This is a genomic window from Afifella pfennigii DSM 17143, assembly GCF_000688515.1.
Classification (GTDB): domain Bacteria; phylum Pseudomonadota; class Alphaproteobacteria; order Rhizobiales; family Afifellaceae; genus Afifella; species Afifella pfennigii.
This window is the reverse complement of sequence record NZ_JHZK01000021.1, coordinates 20,058-38,086: the sequence shown is the minus strand read 5'-3', so window position 1 is coordinate 38,086 and position 18,029 is coordinate 20,058. Positions and strand designations below refer to the sequence as shown.

Below are 18,029 nucleotides of genomic sequence, written 5' to 3'. Positions count from 1 at the left end.
ATCAAATACACAAATCGTGCTAGAACAGAGGCGAGGAAGCCGCCGCGACGGCTGGCTACGACATTCCTGTCCATGCGCGACCCGTTTTCCAGCAAGAAGAAATCGTGGCGCCTCTTCCGGGCGCTGGAGGTCGATTCGGCGATCGACACCTTCTTCTTCGAGCTCGGCCAGAGTTCGGGCATGGCCTGGGAGCGGATCACCCTGTTCTTCCGCCGTTTCCATGCGACGGGCTGGAAGCGGCCCTTTTTCGAGCTTCTGTCGGAAGGTTTCACCCTCGGCGTGGCCGGAGCGCTGCTGCTCGTCGCGCTCGCCGTTCCCGCCTTCGACGCGGTGACGAAGAACTGGCGCTCGCAGGCGGATTACTCCGTCACCTTCCTCGACCGCTACGGCAACGAGATCGGCAAGCGCGGCGTCTTGCAGGAGGTGCAGTTCGGCCTCGACCAATTGCCCGATCACCTCATTCAGGCGGTGCTGGCGACCGAGGACCGGCGCTTCTTTGAGCATTTCGGCATCGACGTCGTCGGCACGTTCCGCGCCCTTGTGGAAAACGCCAAGGCGGGCGGCGTGGTGCAGGGCGGCTCCTCCATCACCCAGCAGCTGGCCAAGAACCTCTTCCTTTCCAACGAACGCACCTTGGAGCGCAAGATCAAGGAAGCCTACCTCGCCATGTGGCTGGAGGCGAACCTGACCAAGCGCGAAATCCTGAAGCTCTATCTGGACCGCGCCTATATGGGCGGCGGCGCCTTCGGCGTCGGTGCCGCCTCGCAGTTCTATTTCGGCAAGCCGGTCACCGATCTGAGGCTGGAGGAATCGGCGATGCTCGCCGGCCTGTTCAAGGCGCCGACGCGCTATGCGCCGCATATCAACCTGCCGGCGGCGCGGGCGCGGGCCAATGTGGTGCTGACCAACCTGGTGCAGGGCGGCTTCATGACCGAGGGCCAGGTGATCGGCGCAAGACGGCATCCGGCAACGCCCATCTCGCGCGCGGCCACCGCCTCGCCGGACTATTTCCTCGACTGGGCCTTCCAGCAGGTCAAGCGACTGGTGCCGACCGGCGAGCGCAACCTGGTGGCGCGCACCACGCTCGATATGCGCCTGCAGCGCGCCGCCGAGCTGGCCGTGGAATCCAGCTTGCGCGAATCCGGCACCGCCTACGGCGTCAAGCAGGCCGCGCTCGTATCCATGGACATGTCCGGCGCGGTGCGCGCCATGGTGGGCGGGCGCGACTATGGCGTCTCCACCTTCAACCGCGCCACCAACGCGCTGCGCCAGCCCGGCTCTTCCTTCAAACCCTACACCTATGCGGTGGCGCTGGAGAACGGCTATACGCCGGCCAGCATCGTCGTCGACGCGCCCGTCTCCATCGGCAATTGGTCGCCGCAGAACTATTCGCGCCGCTATCGCGGCCGGGTCACGCTGATGACGGCGCTCACCAAGTCGATCAACACCATCCCGGTGCGCCTTTCCATCGGCTTCGGCCGCCAGCCGATCGCCGACATGGCCGCGCGGCTCGGCGTGCAAACACCGATCCGCGTCACCCGCTCCCTGCCGCTCGGCACTTCGGAGGTCACCGTGCTCGACCAGGCGACCGGATACGCCGCCTTCGCCTCGGGCGGCTACAAGGTCCGCCCGCATGGCGTCACCCGCATCCTGAGCAACGAGGGCGAGCCGATCTGGGATTTCAACCGCGCCAACGGACCGCCAGAGCGCGTGCTCGACGAGGAAGTGGCGCTCAACATGGTGCAGATGATGCACAACGTCGCCGAGAACGGAACCGGCCGGCGGGCACGCATCCCAGGCGTCAGCGTCGCCGGCAAGACCGGCACCACCCAGGCTTACCGCGACGCCTGGTTCGTCGGCTATACCGGCAACTTCTCCACCGCGGTGTGGCTCGGCAACGACAATTTCACCAGCACGCGACGCCTCACCGGCGGCAACCTGCCGGCCATGACCTGGCAGAAATACATGCGCGTGGCGGAGGCCAATATCGAGCGCAAGCCGCTGCCCGGCATTCCGCTGCCGGCGATACCGGACGAGGAAGTGCCGATCGCGGAGGGGCTTGCGGAGGGCGAGGACCTGATCGCCGGCTCCGGCCGGCTCGCCCCGGAGACGGAGAGCCTTTTGGACCGCGTGGAGCAGCGCGCCAAGAGCGCCGATCACGCCGCCTCGAGCTTGAAGCGTGAAGCCTCGGTCGTCTCCGAGAGCCGTCTGGCCACGCAATAGGAGCGGCAAGACCTTGCGCCTCTTGGCCATCCTCTTCGGCGCCGTCCTCGGCGTCATCGTCGGCATCGCCAGCACCTATGTGACGCTGCGCGACCTGGCGCCCGTCGACACCATCCAGACCGGCGCCTGGAAGGGATGGCCGCGCGCCGGCACGCCAGACGAGGATCCGTATTCGCGCGCCATGCTGGCGCGTACCGGCGAGCTTGCGCTCGGCTCCAGCGAAGGGCTGAAGCTCTTGGCGCGCACCGACGATGCCGGAGGCGCCCTTTCCGGGCGATGCCGCTACACGGTGACCGGCCAGCTTCCGGCGGCGCGGCTGTGGACGCTGACGGTGGAAAGCGACCAGGGCGCCAACCTGCCGCCGCCGAGCCGCGGCGCCCGCGCGATCGGCAGCGACCAGATCGTGCGTAACGCCGACGGCAGCTTCACCGTCGCGCTCGCCCCCTCCCCGCAGCCGGGCAACTGGCTCTCCACCGAAGGCAGCGCCAGCATCCGGCTCGCCGCCCGGCTCTACGATACCACGGCGCGCACCGTGACGGTGCTGACAGACTTTTCCGTGCCCAGCATCAACAAGGAGGCATGCCCGTGAGCATCGCCGACGAGCTGCGGACAAGCCGGCCATTCCTCTCCTGGGGCACGCTCGGCAGCCTTCTCGCCTGGGCGCTGGGTGTCGTGCTCCTGGCGGCGGCGGTGCATATCGTCGTCGTCTTCATGGTGCCGCGCATGACGACCAGCGACGGGTGGTGGCGGATCGCCAACGCCACCGGGCAGGACGGCTTCACGCTGCTGGCGCCGGACGGCAAGGGCCCCGCCATCGCCGGGCTCGACCCGCTCTTCGTACACGGCGCCTGCCGCCTGTCGCTCACCGAGGCGCCGGCGAGCCTGTCCTTTTCCGGCCCGAACAGCTTCTGGTCGCTCGCCCTTTATCTGAAGCGCGGCACGGTGCTGTTCAGCGTCAACGACCGCACGGCCATCGAGGGACAGCTCGACATGCTGGTGGTCAATCCGATCCAGAACACCATCCTGAAGGAAAGCGCCGCTGCGGAGCTTGAAGAAACGATCGTGGTGGAGGCCCCGCAGCCCGACCTCATCGCGCTGGTGCGCTTCTACGCGCCGACGCCGCGCGAGCGGCAGATCGCGGCCGAGCATCTGGAACAGGCCGAATGCGCGCCGGCTCCGATCCAACCAGCCGGCTAGCGCCTTTCTGAGGTCATCCCGTCTCTGTAGCTAATTGACGCGGCGGCCGGGGCGGCGCCCATGCGGCACGCGCCGGCCAAGATCGACGTCCCCCGCACCCTCCCTATACTCCACCCTGACGCCGGTGAAGAGCAGGATCTGACAGGGGCCCGCCACGTCGCGGCTGCGGCCGGTATTGGCTTGCGCTGGAAAGTTCAGGATCTCGGCCATGCCATTTCTCCTCAAAAAGGCCGTCCGTGGTCCGGTGCGGTCAATGTCGCCTTATTGTGGTTAACAACTCCTCAACGGGGACAATGTGTGCGCGCGCACATGGCGAGCGGCTCAACTTTCCTCGCGCGCCAACGCCACGAAGGGCCGGCCCGCCCGATCCTCAATCTCCACCAGCCAGAGGTCGGGATCGAAACGGATCTCGCTGACAAGACGCTCCTCTATCTTTTCGCGTCTCTCTGCCTTGAGCAACGGCGCAAAGAGGCGGTCGCCGGCGCGCTCCGCGTCCAGGAAGGCGCTTTGCGGCGCCGGGCCGTAGAGGTCCTGCTCGCCGCTCAGCCGGTCCACCAGGAGAAAGATGGCGCCCGCCTCCGGCGCGCCCTTGCGGGCGACGGTGACATAGGCGCCGGCCGCCGAAGCCCGGCGGATGAGAGCGGAAACCCAGATATCCGTGCGCAGCCGCATGGGGCCGCGATCCTACGGATCGGTCGGCATGGCGCCGATCGTCGCCAGCCGCTCCAAGGTCGGCCGGTCGATCTCGCCATTGACCGCCAGCCCCTGGTCGAGCTGGAAATGGCGCAGCGCCTCCGTCGTCTGCCGACCCTTCAAGCCGTCGACCTCGATCGGGCCATAGGCGGCCTCCGTCAAAGCCCGTTGCACGGCGAAGACGACCGGATCTGGGGCGGGCGGGCGCATCGCCACACGTTCGGGGGCCACACGTTCGGGGGCCACACGTTCGGAGGCCACACGTTCGGGGGCGACCGGTTCGGGACGGTGGCGCGGCACGTCGGCCGGCATCTGCGCCTCGGACATCAGGGCGTCGCCCTTGGCGCTGTCGCTTTGCGCGCGCGTGGCAATCAGCGGCGCGGGATGCTCGCCCGGCTGCATCAACAGAGCGTTCAGCACCACGGCAAGGCCGGCGATCGCGACGAAACCGGCCGGCGCGTGTCGCAGCGCGAGCCGGCCGGCCGCGCGCCCCAGGCGCGACGCCAAAGATGGAGAAGGCTCGCGGCGCGGCATCCTAACCTCCCCGCGACGACCGGGCGCGCTGCGAGGCCAGGAACCTGGCCTGGGCAGCTAAGCCCCTCAATCGTGTTGCGGCCCTTGCTTTCAAACCGGGCTTTCCTTTGTGCAGATTCCGCCTAGCGCGGCGCTCTCTTCTTCAATTTGCAGGCACTCGCTTAAGGAAAATTGAACCGCGGCGGCGCGCCTGCCGCCGATCGCCGGCGGAAGGGCGATGTTAACCATGCGGCCAAGCGGAACCGCCCCCTGCGCCCCAAATCGGCCGCTTGGGGATGATGCAACGCATTTAGTTCGAATTGTAGCGATCGGATGAACGCGATTTTGGCGGCCGACATGCATTTCTCCCGACGAGGGATCGGAGAATCCCCGCAACAGGGCAAGGCTTATGTTCGTGTTTCGCTCAATCTTCTGGTTGACGGCGCTCGTGCTCATCTTGCCGCCTTCCTCGGAGGGCGGTCCGCCGCCGCGCGTCAGCCTGATGGAATCGGCTGCCGCCTTCCGCGTGCTGGCCCATGACGTCACCAGCGTGTGCGATCGCCATCCGCATGCCTGCGAGACCAGCCGTGACACGCTGACGCTTCTGGGCAAGAAGTTCGCCACCGGCCGCGACCTCGCCGCCGCCGCGTTCGCGGGCACGGATCCGGAGCAGATTGACACCGGCACCTTGAGCGAGGCTGACCTTGCCGTGCCGTGGACCACGCCCGGGCCGGAGGCGGCCGCGCAGAGCGGCGATATCGGCCCCCAAGAGGCCTCGGCCGGAAGGCCGCTTCCGGTTTCGACGCCGTCGCCGACCGAGCTGCCGGCACCGCGCCCGCAGCTCCTGTAAGCGCCGATTTCGGCGGCCGCTTCCGCCAGCATGCTTGTGCCGCGCGCCGAACCGATTATCTTCCGGTCACGAGGCGAGCAGACAAGTATGAGCATTCAGGACATCATCGACGACTTCGCCCTCCTGGACGATTGGGAGGACCGCTACCGATACGTGATCGAGCTCGGCCGCGCCCTTCCTGAGATGGCGGAGGAGGAGCGCAGCGAAGCCAACAAGGTGCGCGGTTGCGCCAGCCAGGTGTGGCTGATCAGCGAGAACGACCGCCGCGACGACAAAAAGGTCCTCGTTTTCCGCGGCGACAGCGACGCGCATATCGTGCGCGGCCTCATCGCCATCCTGCTGCAGCTCTATTCCGGCCATACGCCGGCGGAGATCGTCTCCATCGACGCGGAGGAGATCTTCCAGGAAATGGGCCTGCGCGAGCACCTGACAGCGCAGCGCTCCAACGGCCTGTCGGCGATGCTCGCGCGCATCCGCCGCGACGCCGAGCAGCGTCTGGCCGCCTGACGGCGCCAATCGCGCGGGCGCGAGGGCCGCGCCTTAGAGACGCGGACGATAATCGCCAGCGCCCCAATGGCGCATGCTCGCCCGCCGCGGCCCCTCGGCGCATTCGGCAAGACCGTAATGGCGAGCCAGCGCCATTAAGCCGAGCTTCAAGACCAGCTTGCCGGAACGGGCGGGAAAGCCGCGCTCCCGCTCCACCCTCTCCAGTCCCTTCAGGAAGCAGCAGACATCGACGAGGACGCCTTCCAGCTCCGGGCCAACGGCATTCATGGCGCGCTCAAAGCGTTTGCGCGCATCGAGCGCCGCCTGGCTCAGCTCCTCGCGTCCTCCCCGCTCGCCAGGATGACGCCGCGCCTTCAGGCTCGCTTCCCAATTGGCGGTGACACGCGGCTGCAGACTGGCGCGCTCGAAATCGCGCCGAAGCCGCTCCGATGCCTCCACCAGCGCGGGCCCGAGATAAGGATTGCCGTCGGGCCCCGCTCGCCGGGCGAGCGCGCCGATCGGGCTTTCGTCGAGATCGAGCATAGGCGTGGGCGCCTCGGTCTTCGTTTGCGGCCGCGACAGGACTTTGTGCTGCGCGAGGAAGCCGAGATCTTCCGTGCCATGCCGCTTCAGCCAGGCATGCGTTTGCCGGTTGGCGCAAAGACCGCCATCGGCAGCCTGGTCGAGCAGACCGGAGGCGAGGAGCCGGCGGGCGAGCGCATGCGGGACCTCCAGGCGCAGCCGGCCGGCATGGCAGAGGCGGTAGGCATGACCGTCGACATCGACGAGCCGTGCGCGCGGATGCGCGGCGAGGGCGGTCAGAAGCGGTGCCAGCGATGGCGCCTTGCGCGGCTTCCCCGCCATCACCGGGGCGCCTCTGCGAACGCATCCATCCAGCGCGCCAGCGCGAATTCAAGACATTCCATCGCCCGGTCGAAGCGCGGCTCGTCGCGCCGCTCCTCGGTGACGGCACAGCCATGCGCCACCGTCGTGCGGTCGCGACCGAACTGGGCTCCAAGCTCCGTCAGCGACAGGCCACGCGTCACATGCACCAGATACATGGCCGCCTGGCGCGCCCGCGCCACGCGGGAAATGCCCCGGCAAGAGCGACGCAAATCCGAGACGGCAACGCTGAAGGTGACGGCAATCATCGCCTCGGCCAAACGGCAGGGCGTGGCCTTCTCGCCGCATGGCGGAGCCGTCATGGTGCACTTCGCCGGCGACAGGCGATGCCCAGAAGCCGGCATCTCGCTCGCACACAGGCTCCCCACAGATCGCATTTCCGTCACCCCCCAAGCTATAGGAATAATTTCCTATAATCGGAAGAGCCGCAAGCGGGGATAAGTTTTCCTTTCTGAATGGTTAACTCAGCCGGCGTCGCCAACCGCAGGGGCCCGCCCTTATCCCCGCCCAGCCTAACTCGGCGATGCTTCGCCTATGAAAGCAAAACAGGCAGCGCCGCACCCCGACAGCACGCGCCCGCGCGTTTCGCCGGGCCACGAGACGGGATGCGGCAGGGAGCGCGCCGGCATGCTGAGCTACCGGCGCGACATTCATCTTCCGCGTCTCATCCGCCTGCCGACGGCATCGGCAGGTGAAACCGAGCAGATTGTGGGAGAACGGATCATCGCCCGCCTGAAGAGCGCCCTACGCCAGGAAAGGACAAGGGCGCGGGCCGGCTGTCGCAGCTACAACCTCAACAAGCATATTGCGCTGAGGACGGCACTGGCGGCCGAAGGCAGGCGACTGGAAGCGATGCGGAAGGCACAGCGCCGACGCTGAAGCCGGCGCCAGAGAAGCAAAACGTGTCTGCCAGCCTAGCGGCGGGTGCGCTTCTGCCCGAGGCCCATCTGCTTGGCAAGCTCGGAACGAGCCTTGGCATAGTTCGGCGCCACCATCGGATAATCCGCCGGCAAGCCCCATTTGTCGCGATATTCTTCCGGCGACAGATCGTAATGCGTGCGCAGATGACGCTTGAGCGATTTAAACTTCTTTCCGTCCTCCAGACAGATGATGAAGTCAGGCGTGATCGACTTGCGCACGGGCACCGCCGGCTTCTGGGGCTCCGGCTCCGGCTCGGCACCACCTTCCGCCGTCGTCTGCAAAGCCTGATAGATATTTCCAATCAGACCAGAGATATCGCCGGCAGCGATGGTGTTGTTGCTCACATAGGCCGACACGATGTCCGCCGTGAGTTCGATCAGGTTGTCGTTTTGGATAGTTTCAGTCATCGATTCCTCGTGGAGCCTCCTTGGCACGCGTATCGTGACAAGTGCTAGACATGTGTTTGCTACTGCTGACAAGCCAACGAAACAAGAAAAAAATGAAATATTGTTATTGACGTTCGCGTGTTGACAAATTTTCAACAAGAAGGTGTAGCTTGCGAAGGCTTTTCGCGCCCTGCTTTACACCTTCCCCTCAAGTTGACTCGGCAACCCGAACACAAGGCTAAATGCTAACGCCGGAATTTTTGGAGGACGAATCACTTTGTGCAGCACGAACTGAATGGGAATAGTCATCAGGCTGAGTGCGCGCCCAAGGCTTTACGCCGGCCAGATAGGCAGCGCGCGCCAACAGATGCGCGGAGACAGGCGTGGTCAAGAGAAAGAAGATAACGCCTGCCACAGCACGTGTAAAAACATCCAATTGAGGCGCCACTAGGGCGAGCGCCAGAATCAACAGACCAGAACCCAAGGTTCCAGCCTTACTCGCCGCATGCATGCGCGTGTAAAGATCCGGGAAACGCAAGAGGCCGACGGCCGCAACGAGCGCAAAAACGCTTCCTACAACAAGCATAAGCCCGACGATGACGTGAATGACCTCGGTCATTGGCGCGCCTCCGGGTCGGCTTCGGTTATCTTTTCCTCACTTCTTTCGCCACGGTTCATGACAAAGCGGGCAAAGGCAATCGTCGTGAGAAATCCGACAAGACCGAGAGCGATGGCAATGTCGATGTAAAGATAAAACGCCGTCTTCACGCCGATGACGGCAATGAAACCGATGCCGACGGTGACCAACATATCGAGAGCAAGAACCCTGTCGGCAAGCGACGGGCCGAGCACGATGCGCAGGGTGATCAACGCAAAGGCGAGGATCAGAAGGACCAGGGCCGTATCAACACAGAGATCGAGGAACTGGCTCGCGCTCATCGAAAGGCCTCCAGGATCTTGCGCTCGAAGCCTTCGGCGATCTCGCGCTTCAACTCATCGGGATCGGGCACGTCGACGGCGTGGATGTAGAGAATGCGCCGGTCCGGGGAGACGTCGATGGAAAGAGTGCCCGGCGTCAGGGTGATCAAGTTCGCCAAAAGCGTGATCTCAAAATCGCGGTTGACACGCAGCGGATAGGCGATGATGGCCGGCCGCAACGGCATCTTGGGCTGCACGACGAGCCAAGCGACCCGTATCGCCGACATCACCAGCTCGTAAAAGAACAAGAAACCGAGGCTGACCACACGTAGCGAGCGGCCGAGATAGCTGCGGGTGCCGATCTGCTCGCGGATGATCCAAAGAACGCATGCGCCCAGCACGAAGCCGAAAAGCAGGTTCACCAGGCTGAAGCTGCCGGTGACGGCGGCCCAGGCGATCGCCAGAAGGATGTTGACCGGAAAGAGATACATTACGGCGCAGCTCCAAAAACGGCCCTGACATAGGGAATCGGATCGAGCAGCCCGGCGGCACCGATCTCCGCCAGACGCAGCACCGGCTGAGGATAGAGGCCGATCAGCAAGGTCAGCATCGTCAGGAAACCGAGGGGACCGAGGAGCAAGGGAAGATCGGCGGCGGCAAGCTTGCCGGGCACCGACTTCTCCGCACCGTCCGGCGTGCCGACAGGCCCGCCGCGCCAGAAGGCATGGGCAAAGGCCCGGCCGGCGGCCAGCGCCGTGAACAGGCCCGTGACCAGGACGATGCCGGCAAGCCACCAGCGCCCGCCGACCATGGCCGCCTCCACCACGACAATCTTCGCCCAGAAGCCGGAGAAAGGCGGCAGCGCGGCAGCGGAAAGGATCAGCAGAAGCGTAAGGCCCGCCAGGAGCGGGCTGGCGCCGTAGAGGCCGCCGAGTTCGCGCAGCTGCTGGCTGCCGCCAAGGCGCGCGGCGATGCCCGCCGCAAGGTAGAGCCCGGTCATCACCAACATGGAATGCAGGGCATAGACGATGGCGCCAGAAAGCCCGCCCGCGCTGCCGAGCGCCAGGCCGGCGAAGATGATGCCGATGCCGGAGATGACGACATAGCCGAAAAGCCGCCGCAGATCCGATTCTGCGAGCGCGCCGAGCGAGCCCAGCAGCATGGTGCCGATGGCGATCCAGGTGAGGAAATCGGCGTAGACGGCATGCGCGGCCGGCATCACCATCACCATGGTGCGCAGGAGCGCATAGGCGCCGACCTTGGTGAGAAGCCCGGCGAAGATGGCCGCGGCCGCCGGCGAAGGGGTGTGGTAGGAAGCCGGCAGCCAGAAGGCGAGAGGAAAGGCGGCCGCCTTCATGCCGAAGCCGAGGATGAAAAGCGCGGCGATGGTGTTGAGCGGCAGCCCGTCGGTCGGCTGGCGTAGCCGCTCGGTAATGTCGGCCATATTGAGCGTGCCGAGGCTGCCGTAGAGATAGCCCGTAGCGGCCAGAAAGAAGGCGGCGCCAAGCAGATTGAGGAGCGCATAGCGCACCGCGCCATCGAGCTGCGTGCGGGTGTTGCCGAGCACCATCAGCCCGAAGGAGGCGATCAGCATCACCTCGAACCAGACATAGAGGTTGAAGATATCGCCGGTCAGAAAGGCTCCGCAGATGCCGCACATCATCAACAGCAGAAAGGCGAAGAAGCCGTAGCGCTGGCCGAGCCCGTCGATGTCGCGGCTGGCGAAGAGCCCGACCGCCAGCGCCACCAGGGAGGAGACGAAGGCGAAGGAGGCGCCGAGCGCGTCGGCGGTGAAGCTGATGCCGAAGGGCGGCAGCCAACTTCCCATGGTGACGGAGACGGGACCCGCCGTCAGGACACGGGCGAGAAGCCCCGCACAGGCGGCGAGCAAAAGCACCAGGGCAAACAGGCCCATCGGCACCTGCCAGGCGGCGCGCTTGCGCGTCATCAGCAGCAGGCCACCGAAGAACAGGGTGATAATGATGGGCGCGATGATGAGCGCGTCGGCCGGCGCGACCGGCGCCGTCACCATCGCCTGTGAAAGGTCGACCGTCTTTTCAGAAACCGCCATCGCTCAGTAGCCCCTCGGCGGTATCGGCTCGCCCTGCGGTTCGGCCAGATGCATCTCGTCCGTCTTGTCGGTACCGAGCGCCTGATAGGTGCGGAAGACGAGGACGAGCAGGAAGGCAAAGAACGAGAAGGAGATGACGATGGCCGTCAAAATCAACGCCTGGGGCAAGGGATTGGCCGTCTCGATCGGCGGGATCTGCGCCCCGAGGGGGATGATCGGCGGCACCTCCTTGACGATGCGTCCGGCGACGAAGATGAGCAGATTGACCGCGTTGGACAGGACGACGACCCCGATCAGGATGCGGATCAGGGAATCGGACAGCATCAGATAGACGCTGGCGGCGAAGAAACAGCCGACGAGAAGTGCGAGCGGGCCTTCCATCAGCGCTCCCTTTCCTCCAGCGACAGAGCGATGGAGGAGATGGTGCCGACGACGACGCAATAGACGCCGATGTCGAAAACCAGCGGCGTCGACAGGGCGAGCTCCACACCGAAGAGGGTCGGATAGGTCCAAAGCCCCGTCAGATACGGGACGGAGACGAGCAGCGAGGGCACGCCCGCCAAGGCGGCCAGGACGAGGCCGAAAGCGGCAAGCTGCATGGGGTGGAAACGCATGGCGCGGCGCACCGGCGGCACGCCATAGGCGATGCCGTAAATGGCGAAGGCGGAGGCGGCAATCAGCCCGCCGATGAAGCCGCCACCGGGATTATTGTGGCCCCGCAACAGCACGAAGATGGAGAACAGAACCATCAAGGCCGTCAGGTAAGGCGCGATGGCGCGGAAAATGACCGTGCTCATGCCTGCTCCTTATGGGTGTTGTCGTAGGGGTCATCCTCGTCGCGTCGCCGCCAGGGCGCGGGAAAGCGCAAAAGGGCGAGGACGGCGAGGCCGGCAATGAGCACGACGCCGATCTCGCCCAACGTATCGAGGCCGCGGAAGTCGACGATGATGACGTTCACGATGTTGCGGCCATGGGCGATGGTGAGAGAATACTGGGCGAAGAACTCCGACACACGATCGTCGAACGGCAGGCCGGTGACGGCGAGAAGCAGCGCCGCCGTCCCCACCCCGCAGGCGAGCGCCAGCGTCGCGTCCTTGGTGCGCTTGAGCGTGCCACGCTGATCGGAGGGCGTCAGGCGCAGCCGCGTCATGACGAGGGCGAGGATGACGACGGATAGCGTCTCCACCATGAACTGGGTGAAGGAAAGGTCCGGGGCGCCGAAGAGCATGAAGATGAGGGCGACGGCAAAGCCCTGGATGCCGAGAGAGACGATGGCGATGAGGCGGTTGCGCGCCACGACGACGGCGATGAGCCCGATGACGGCAAGCCCGGCGACCGCCCATTCGTAATAGGCAAGGTGAAAGGCGGCCGGCCAGGACGGCCATTCGCCGAAGAGGAAGAGCGGCAAAAGCAGCGCCAGCGCGAAAGCGGCGAAGGTCACCGTCATGTAGCGCATCAGGTCGCCGTTCTGGATGAAACGGGTGATGGCCGCGGAAAGGTTGGTGAGAGCCGACACGAGCTGATCGAAGCCGCGATCCGGACCCCAGCCGATGGCCGATAAGAGTCCGGCTATGGCGCCGCGGAGCGGCCGCAGAGCCAGGAAGGCGGCAATACCCAGAAGCCAGGTGCCGGCGGACAGCGCCAGAACCTCGTTGAAGTAGATGCCGTAGGAGAGCTTCATCGGCGGCTCGGCCCCGGCGACGGCCATCAGCGTCGGCGCGATGAGGCTGTTCTGCGTCCAGCTGGCGAAGACAATGCCCGTCACGCCGGCGATCGCCAGAAGCACGGGGCCGAGCCACAAGCCGACCGGCCCCTCATGGGCCTTCGCCAACGCTTGCGGGCGAGCGCCGATAAAGGGAATGAGCGCGACGGCGAAGGCGGCGGCGAACATCAGCCCGTTGCCGAGAACGGCGACGGCGAGAAGGATTTGGCCCGAAGCGCCGGCCTGCAGGAGGCCGTCATACATCGCCTCCTTGGCGAAGAAGCCGAGAGTGACGAAAAGCCCGCCCATCGACCAGGCGCAGACGAGCGCCGCCAGGAAGGTGACCGGCATGACGCGGGCCAGCCCGCCGAGATGGCGGATATCGCGGCTGCCGGCTTCGTGGTCGACGGTGCCGGCAACCATGAACAGGCCGCCCTTGAAGAGCGAATGGGCGAGAAGATAGGTGAGCGCGCCGAGAATGGCGGTATCGACGCTGGTGCCGGCCAGCATGACCAGAAGGCCGAGCGAGGCAATCGTCGTATAGGCGAGAATGAGCTTCAGATCGGTCTGGCGCAGCGCAAGGAACGTGCCGGCCATGAGCGTCACGCCGCCGAAGACCGGCAGGATCGTCGTCCAGGCCTCCGTGCCGCCCATGAAGGGATGGACGCGCAGCAACAGATAGACGCCCGCCTTCACCATGGTGGCGGAATGCAGATAGGCGGAGACGGGGGTGGGCGCCTCCATGGCGTTGGCCAGCCAGGAATGGAACGGAAACTGGGCCGATTTGGTGAAGGCGCCGAGAAGAATGAGAATGAGGATCGGCAGATAGAGCGGGTCGGCCGCAAAGCTCTCGCCAAGGGCGATCGCCTCCGACATGGAGCCGACGCCGAGCAGCCCGATCATCATCAAAAAGCCGGCGAGCAGGCACAATCCGCCCCCCGCCGTCACCACCAGCGCCTGCAGGGCCGCCCGGCGCGAGGCCTCGCGCGCATGGTCGAAGCCGATCAGCAGGAAGGAGGTGATGGAGGTCAGTTCCCAATAGATGAACAGGGTGATGAGATCGTCGGCCAGCACCAGGCCGAGCATCGCCCCCATGAACAGGAGGATGAAGGAAAAGAAGCGCCCCTGATGCTCGTGACCTTTGAGATAAGCGCCGGAATAGACGACGATCAGCGCGCCGATGCCGCTGATCAGAAGCGCAAAGAGAAGGCTGAGCCCGTCAAGGCGATAGGAAAACTCGACGCCAAATTGCGGCGCCCAGGAAAGCCCGTTCGTCAGCACCTGGCCGTCTGCGACCGGAACGAGCAAGGTGAGAAAATGCAGGAACATCGCCGCCGGCGCGAGTGCCAGCAGCCATCCCGCATTGGCGCCGAGCACGCGCTTTGCGAAAGGAGCGATCAGAGCCGCCAGAAACGGGGCGGCCATTGCGGCGAAGGTCCAGTCGAATTGCTCTGAGGGCATATGTCGGGTCGGCTAAAGCGGGAAAGTCAGACCGATAGCGGGCGAAGCATTTCGGGGCAAGCGGCGGCATAGCAGTGAGCTTTACCGCTCCCCTAGCTGGGACTTGCCGGGGCGCCCCACAAGGCTAGCTATGCGCTTTATGGATCAGAAAGCTGCCGACATGGACAAGACCGACAAGACCGAAGCGGAGTGGCGCGAGACGCTTTCGCCGGAACAGTACAAGGTGTTGCGCGAGCACGGGACGGAGCGTGCCTTCACCTCGCCGCTTCATCTTGAGAAACGCGACGGGCTGTATCACTGCGCCGGCTGCGGGGTGCCGCTTTTCGCCTCCGACACGAAGTTCGATTCGGGCACCGGCTGGCCGAGCTTTTTTCAGCCGATCTCGGCAGAGGCGGTGGAGGCGCACGAGGACCGTTCCTTCTTCATGCGCCGCACGGAGATCCGCTGCGCCACATGCGGCGGCCATCTCGGCCATGTCTTCCCCGACGGTCCCCAACCGACCGGCCAGCGCTACTGCATGAACGGCGCCGCCCTCGACTTCAAGGAGAAGTAGGCGCCGCGCCGGGCTGTGACGGAGCGCACATCCTCCCTCGGGGCGATGGTCTATCCCTTGACCATCGAGAGCGAGAAAGCCTCTCGCCCGAACCTAAAGAGGGGAACGTCATGCTGAAGAAGATCGCTGTCACCGGGCTCGCCGTCGCCGCCATCGCGACCGCCTCCGTCACCGCCTCCACCACCTCCGCCGAAGCCGGCGGGCGCGGCGTCGCTCTCGGCATCATCGCCGGCGCCACGGCGCTCGGCGTGGGCGCGGCCATCGCCAACTCGCATCGCCCCTATTACGGCCATCCGGTCTACGGTTACTGCGAGATCCGCAATGTTCGCGTCTGGAGCCCGCGCCGGGGCCGCTATGTCTGGCGCAGCCGCGAATTCTGCTACTGATCCCATCCGCAGAATCAGCCCGTCGAAAGAGCCCCCGGCCCGCCGCCGGGGGCTCTTTCGTTGCGCGGGCCTCATGCCCCCGAGCGCGGGAAAAGCGCACGCCTCCGGCACGTGACGCGGAGCACGGTGAACCTTTGGCGGGTGTTGTAACACCTATCCAGCAAGGGCGGTCATCGCTTCGCCCGAACGTCAAGGAGATAGCCATGCTGAAGAAGTTCGCCATCACCGGGCTCGCCGTCGCCACGCTCGCCGCCGCGTCCGTTTCCGCCACCACCACGCCCGCTGAGGCCGGCGGCAGCAAGGGTCTTGCGCTCGGCATCATCGCAGGCGCCACGGCGCTCGGCGTGGGCGCGGCCATCGCCCACGGCCATGGCCCCACTTACGGCCATCCCACCTATGGCTATTGCGAGGTGCGCAAGGTGCGCGTGTGGCACCCCTATAAGGGCCGCTATGTCTGGCGCCCGCGCAAGGTCTGCTACTGATCATGCCAACGCTCCCAGCCCGTCCCCGGTGATATCGGGGGCGGGCCGGTGGCGCGGCATCGCGAGACATCCGGGCACGAGCGGCCAAGCGCGGCGACGGCTCGCTGCAGGGCGAAGCCGGGACGCAGGCCGCAAAAGTCGGCGCCGCCACGAAATCCAGATCGCTCCCACTTCCCTCAGAGCCCCTCCATCCGCTAACACGCCTTCGACATCCGGCGCGGCCACGCGCCCCATCGGAAGGCCCGACATGCTCGACCATACGCTCGCCCGCATCGATGAAGCCGTCTCCGGCGAGGCGCTGGAGCGCCTGTTCCAGCTGATCCGCATCCCCTCCATCTCCGCCGATCCGGCCTATGCGCAGGAGTGCCAGAAGGCGGCCGAATACTGCGCCGCGCAGCTTGCCGAGATCGGCTTTGAGGCCTCCGTGCGCCCCACCACCGGCCATCCGATGGTGGTCGGCCATTACAAGGCGGCCGGGGCGGACAAGCCGCATATCCTCTTCTACGGCCATTACGACGTGCAGCCGGTCGACCCGGTGGAGCTTTGGGAGCATCCGCCCTTCGAGCCCAGGGTGGCGGGCGAGGATGGAAAAAAGCGCATCCTCGGTCGCGGCTCCTCCGACGACAAGGGTCAGTTCATGACCTTCTTTGAGGCCGCGCGCGCCCTGATGGCGGAGGAAGGCGGCCTGCCGGTCAACATCACCGTGCTTCTGGAAGGCGAGGAGGAATCGGCCAGCCCCTCGCTGGTGCCCTTCCTCAACGCCAATGCGGAGGAGCTGAAGGCCGATGTCGCCTTTGTCTGCGACACCTCCATGTGGGACGCCGAGACGCCGGCCATCAGCACACGCTTGCGCGGGCTTGTCTACGAGGAGCTCTTCATCGAAGGGCCCTCGCACGATTTGCATTCGGGCCATTACGGCAGCGCGGCGCGCAATCCGATCCACGTTCTGGCCAAGGTGCTCGCCGATCTCAGGGACGAGGACGGGCGCATTCAGATCCCCGGTTTCTACGAGGGCGTGCCGGAGCTGACGGCCGAGGAGAAGGCGGCCTGGGAAAGCCTCGGCTTCAGCGAGAAGGCCTTCCTCGGCGAGGCGGGGCTGTCGATCCCGGCGGGCGAGAAGGGCTACTCCACGCTGGAGCAGATCTGGTCGCGCCCGACGGCGGAGGTCAACGGCATCATCGGCGGCTATACCGGCGAGGGCGGCAAGACGGTCATCCCTTCCAAGGCCTCGGCGAAAATCTCCTTCCGCCTCGTCGGCGAGCAGGATCCCGAAAAGATCCGCGAGGCCTTCCACGCCTTCGTCAAGGCGCGCATTCCGGGCGATTGCACGGTCACCTTCAAGAGCCATGGCGGCGAGAGGGCCATCACCCAGCCCGGCGACAGCGCCTTCGTGAAGAAGTCGCTCAAGGCGCTCTCGGATGAATGGGGCAAGGAGGCCAAGCTCATCGGCATGGGCGGCTCCATCCCCATCGTCGCCCTCTTCCGGCGCATCCTCGGCATGGACACCGTTCTCGTCGGCTTCGCCCTCGACGACGACCGCATCCATTCGCCGAACGAGAAATACAACCTGAAGAGCTTTCACGGCGGCGCCCGTTCCTGGGCGCGCATCCTGACGGCGCTCGGCGAATAGGCGGGGCGCGGCGAGCATCCATGCAGGCGATTTGCGTCTTCTGCGGCTCCAACGAGGGGGCCCGCCCCGACTACGCTCTCGCAGCGCGAGCCCTGGCGCGCGAACTGGCGGGGCGCGGCGTCACCCTCGTCTATGGCGGGGCGAAGGTGGGGCTGATGGGCATTCTCGCCGATGCCGCGCTTGCGGCGGGCGGCGAGGTCGTCGGGGTGATGCCGCGGGCGCTCATCGACAAGGAAGTCGCGCATGAGGGGCTGACGCGCTTCGTGGAAGTGGATTCCATGCATGCGCGCAAGGCGACGATGAGCGACCTTGCGGCCGGCTTCATCGCCCTGCCCGGCGGCGCCGGCACGCTGGAGGAGCTCTTCGAGGTGTGGACCTGGGGCCAGCTCGGCCATCACGCCAAGCCCGTCGGCCTTCTCAACGTCGCCGGCTTCTACGACCGTCTCGCCGCCTTCCTGGACCATCAGGCGGCGGAGGCGTTCATGCGCGCAGAGCACCGGCAGATGCTGATGGTGGAAGCCACGCCCGAAAAGCTTCTGGACCGCTTCATCGCCTACCAGCCGCCGCGCGTGGAGAAATGGATCAGCGCCGGCGAACGCTGAAGGGCCATCGCCCACGGCGGCAGGCAAGCGTCGTTACACGCATCGCAGGGAA

Annotated in this window: 24 protein-coding genes; 11 read left to right on the top strand and 13 right to left on the bottom strand. The window is 65.8% G+C overall.

Translation table 11 applies throughout. From position 1 onward, the window contains the following. The first annotated feature begins 72 nt into the window (after positions 1–72). From Q331_RS21750 to Q331_RS0114110, 3 genes are read left to right on the top strand one after another with little or no spacing between them, the layout of a single operon-like run. The gene (locus tag Q331_RS21750; RefSeq protein ID WP_051631179.1) at positions 73–2,223 is read left to right on the top strand and encodes a transglycosylase domain-containing protein; all 2,151 of its coding nucleotides are present in this window, start codon (positions 73–75) and stop codon (positions 2,221–2,223) included. Positions 2,224–2,236: 13 nt separating this feature from the next. Then, positions 2,237–2,812, top strand: coding sequence for a DUF1214 domain-containing protein (locus Q331_RS0114115; RefSeq protein ID WP_026381218.1), 576 nt, complete (start codon positions 2,237–2,239; stop codon positions 2,810–2,812). Next, positions 2,809–3,420 (top strand): DUF1254 domain-containing protein, encoded by a 612-nt coding sequence (locus Q331_RS0114110; protein WP_156953361.1) that lies wholly within the window; start codon positions 2,809–2,811, stop codon positions 3,418–3,420. Before Q331_RS0114115 ends, Q331_RS0114110 begins: the two co-directional genes overlap by 4 nt. A 30-nt stretch (positions 3,421–3,450) precedes the next feature. Here the strand turns inward: Q331_RS0114110 and Q331_RS0114105 are convergent, their stop codons facing one another. From Q331_RS0114105 to Q331_RS0114095, 3 genes are all read right to left on the bottom strand, one after another. Further along, positions 3,451–3,630, bottom strand: coding sequence for a hypothetical protein (locus Q331_RS0114105; RefSeq protein WP_026381216.1), 180 nt, complete (start codon positions 3,628–3,630; stop codon positions 3,451–3,453). Between the two features lie 111 nt (positions 3,631–3,741). Continuing rightward, complete coding sequence (locus Q331_RS0114100; RefSeq protein ID WP_026381215.1) at positions 3,742–4,092, bottom strand: DUF1491 family protein; 351 nt, start codon at positions 4,090–4,092, stop codon at positions 3,742–3,744. Positions 4,093–4,104: 12 nt separating this feature from the next. Further along, positions 4,105–4,647, bottom strand: coding sequence for a peptidoglycan-binding domain-containing protein (locus Q331_RS0114095; RefSeq protein ID WP_084175065.1), 543 nt, complete (start codon positions 4,645–4,647; stop codon positions 4,105–4,107). 394 nt (positions 4,648–5,041) lie between these two features. On the opposite strand from Q331_RS0114095, the gene Q331_RS0114090 reads away from it, so the two are divergent. Further along, positions 5,042–5,476, top strand: a complete 435-nt coding sequence (locus Q331_RS0114090; protein WP_169738514.1) for a DUF5330 domain-containing protein — start codon at positions 5,042–5,044, stop codon at positions 5,474–5,476. Positions 5,477–5,563: 87 nt separating this feature from the next. Continuing rightward, a complete protein-coding gene (locus Q331_RS0114085) occupies positions 5,564–5,983 on the top strand; it encodes a SufE family protein (RefSeq protein WP_026381212.1) in 420 nt (139 codons plus the stop codon). A 33-nt stretch (positions 5,984–6,016) separates the two neighbouring features. Here Q331_RS0114085 and Q331_RS23480 read toward each other — a convergent pair whose 3' ends face one another. Further along, positions 6,017–6,826, bottom strand: coding sequence for a DUF6456 domain-containing protein (locus tag Q331_RS23480; protein ID WP_084175064.1), 810 nt, complete (start codon positions 6,824–6,826; stop codon positions 6,017–6,019). Continuing rightward, positions 6,826–7,167, bottom strand: a complete 342-nt coding sequence (locus tag Q331_RS21740) for a helix-turn-helix domain-containing protein (RefSeq protein ID WP_245615659.1) — start codon at positions 7,165–7,167, stop codon at positions 6,826–6,828. The genes Q331_RS23480 and Q331_RS21740 overlap by 1 nt, the downstream gene beginning before the upstream one ends. A gap of 325 nt (positions 7,168–7,492) precedes the next feature. On the opposite strand from Q331_RS21740, the gene Q331_RS21735 reads away from it, so the two are divergent. Then, a complete protein-coding gene (locus tag Q331_RS21735; protein ID WP_034492307.1) occupies positions 7,493–7,744 on the top strand; it encodes a DUF6477 family protein in 252 nt (83 codons plus the stop codon). A gap of 35 nt (positions 7,745–7,779) precedes the next feature. On the opposite strand, the gene Q331_RS0114065 is transcribed toward Q331_RS21735, so the two are convergent. The 8 genes from Q331_RS0114065 to Q331_RS21725 form a co-directional block, all read right to left on the bottom strand. Beyond that, positions 7,780–8,193, bottom strand: a complete 414-nt coding sequence (locus Q331_RS0114065; protein ID WP_026381210.1) for a MucR family transcriptional regulator — start codon at positions 8,191–8,193, stop codon at positions 7,780–7,782. A gap of 217 nt (positions 8,194–8,410) precedes the next feature. Continuing rightward, positions 8,411–8,791, bottom strand: coding sequence for a monovalent cation/H(+) antiporter subunit G (gene mnhG, locus Q331_RS21730; RefSeq protein ID WP_034492304.1), 381 nt, complete (start codon positions 8,789–8,791; stop codon positions 8,411–8,413). Continuing rightward, positions 8,788–9,111: a cation:proton antiporter gene (locus Q331_RS0114060; protein WP_026381209.1), complete on the bottom strand. Its 324-nt coding sequence runs from the start codon at positions 9,109–9,111 to the stop codon at positions 8,788–8,790. The genes mnhG and Q331_RS0114060 overlap by 4 nt, the downstream gene beginning before the upstream one ends. Next, positions 9,108–9,581 carry a Na+/H+ antiporter subunit E gene (locus tag Q331_RS0114055; protein WP_026381208.1) on the bottom strand — a complete coding sequence of 158 codons (474 nt, stop codon included), beginning with the start codon at positions 9,579–9,581 and terminating at the stop codon, positions 9,108–9,110. The genes Q331_RS0114060 and Q331_RS0114055 overlap by 4 nt, the downstream gene beginning before the upstream one ends. Beyond that, positions 9,581–11,161 (bottom strand): Na+/H+ antiporter subunit D, encoded by a 1,581-nt coding sequence (locus Q331_RS0114050; RefSeq protein ID WP_026381207.1) that lies wholly within the window; start codon positions 11,159–11,161, stop codon positions 9,581–9,583. Before Q331_RS0114050 ends, Q331_RS0114055 begins: the two co-directional genes overlap by 1 nt. 3 nt (positions 11,162–11,164) lie before the next feature. Further along, positions 11,165–11,542, bottom strand: coding sequence for a Na+/H+ antiporter subunit C (locus tag Q331_RS0114045; protein WP_026381206.1), 378 nt, complete (start codon positions 11,540–11,542; stop codon positions 11,165–11,167). Further along, on the bottom strand, positions 11,542–11,958 hold the full coding sequence (locus Q331_RS0114040) for a Na+/H+ antiporter subunit B (protein ID WP_026381205.1): 417 nt from the start codon (positions 11,956–11,958) through the stop codon (positions 11,542–11,544). Before Q331_RS0114040 ends, Q331_RS0114045 begins: the two co-directional genes overlap by 1 nt. Continuing rightward, the gene (locus tag Q331_RS21725) at positions 11,955–14,324 is read right to left on the bottom strand and encodes a putative monovalent cation/H+ antiporter subunit A (protein ID WP_034492302.1); all 2,370 of its coding nucleotides are present in this window, start codon (positions 14,322–14,324) and stop codon (positions 11,955–11,957) included. Before Q331_RS21725 ends, Q331_RS0114040 begins: the two co-directional genes overlap by 4 nt. Positions 14,325–14,463: 139 nt before the next feature. Between Q331_RS21725 and msrB the strand changes: the two genes are divergently transcribed. The 5 genes from msrB (at position 14,464) to Q331_RS0114010 (ending at position 17,977) form a co-directional block, all read left to right on the top strand. Further along, positions 14,464–14,877 carry a peptide-methionine (R)-S-oxide reductase MsrB gene (gene msrB / locus Q331_RS0114030; RefSeq protein ID WP_034492319.1) on the top strand — a complete coding sequence of 138 codons (414 nt, stop codon included), beginning with the start codon at positions 14,464–14,466 and terminating at the stop codon, positions 14,875–14,877. Positions 14,878–14,987: 110 nt separating this feature from the next. Further along, positions 14,988–15,263, top strand: coding sequence for a hypothetical protein (locus tag Q331_RS0114025; protein WP_026381203.1), 276 nt, complete (start codon positions 14,988–14,990; stop codon positions 15,261–15,263). 203 nt (positions 15,264–15,466) lie between these two features. Next, positions 15,467–15,745, top strand: a complete 279-nt coding sequence (locus tag Q331_RS0114020) for a hypothetical protein (RefSeq protein WP_026381202.1) — start codon at positions 15,467–15,469, stop codon at positions 15,743–15,745. Between the two features lie 247 nt (positions 15,746–15,992). Next, positions 15,993–17,375 (top strand): dipeptidase, encoded by a 1,383-nt coding sequence (locus Q331_RS0114015; RefSeq protein WP_026381201.1) that lies wholly within the window; start codon positions 15,993–15,995, stop codon positions 17,373–17,375. Between the two features lie 20 nt (positions 17,376–17,395). Further along, the gene (locus Q331_RS0114010; protein WP_026381200.1) at positions 17,396–17,977 is read left to right on the top strand and encodes an LOG family protein; all 582 of its coding nucleotides are present in this window, start codon (positions 17,396–17,398) and stop codon (positions 17,975–17,977) included. Positions 17,978–18,029 lie beyond the last annotated feature (52 nt).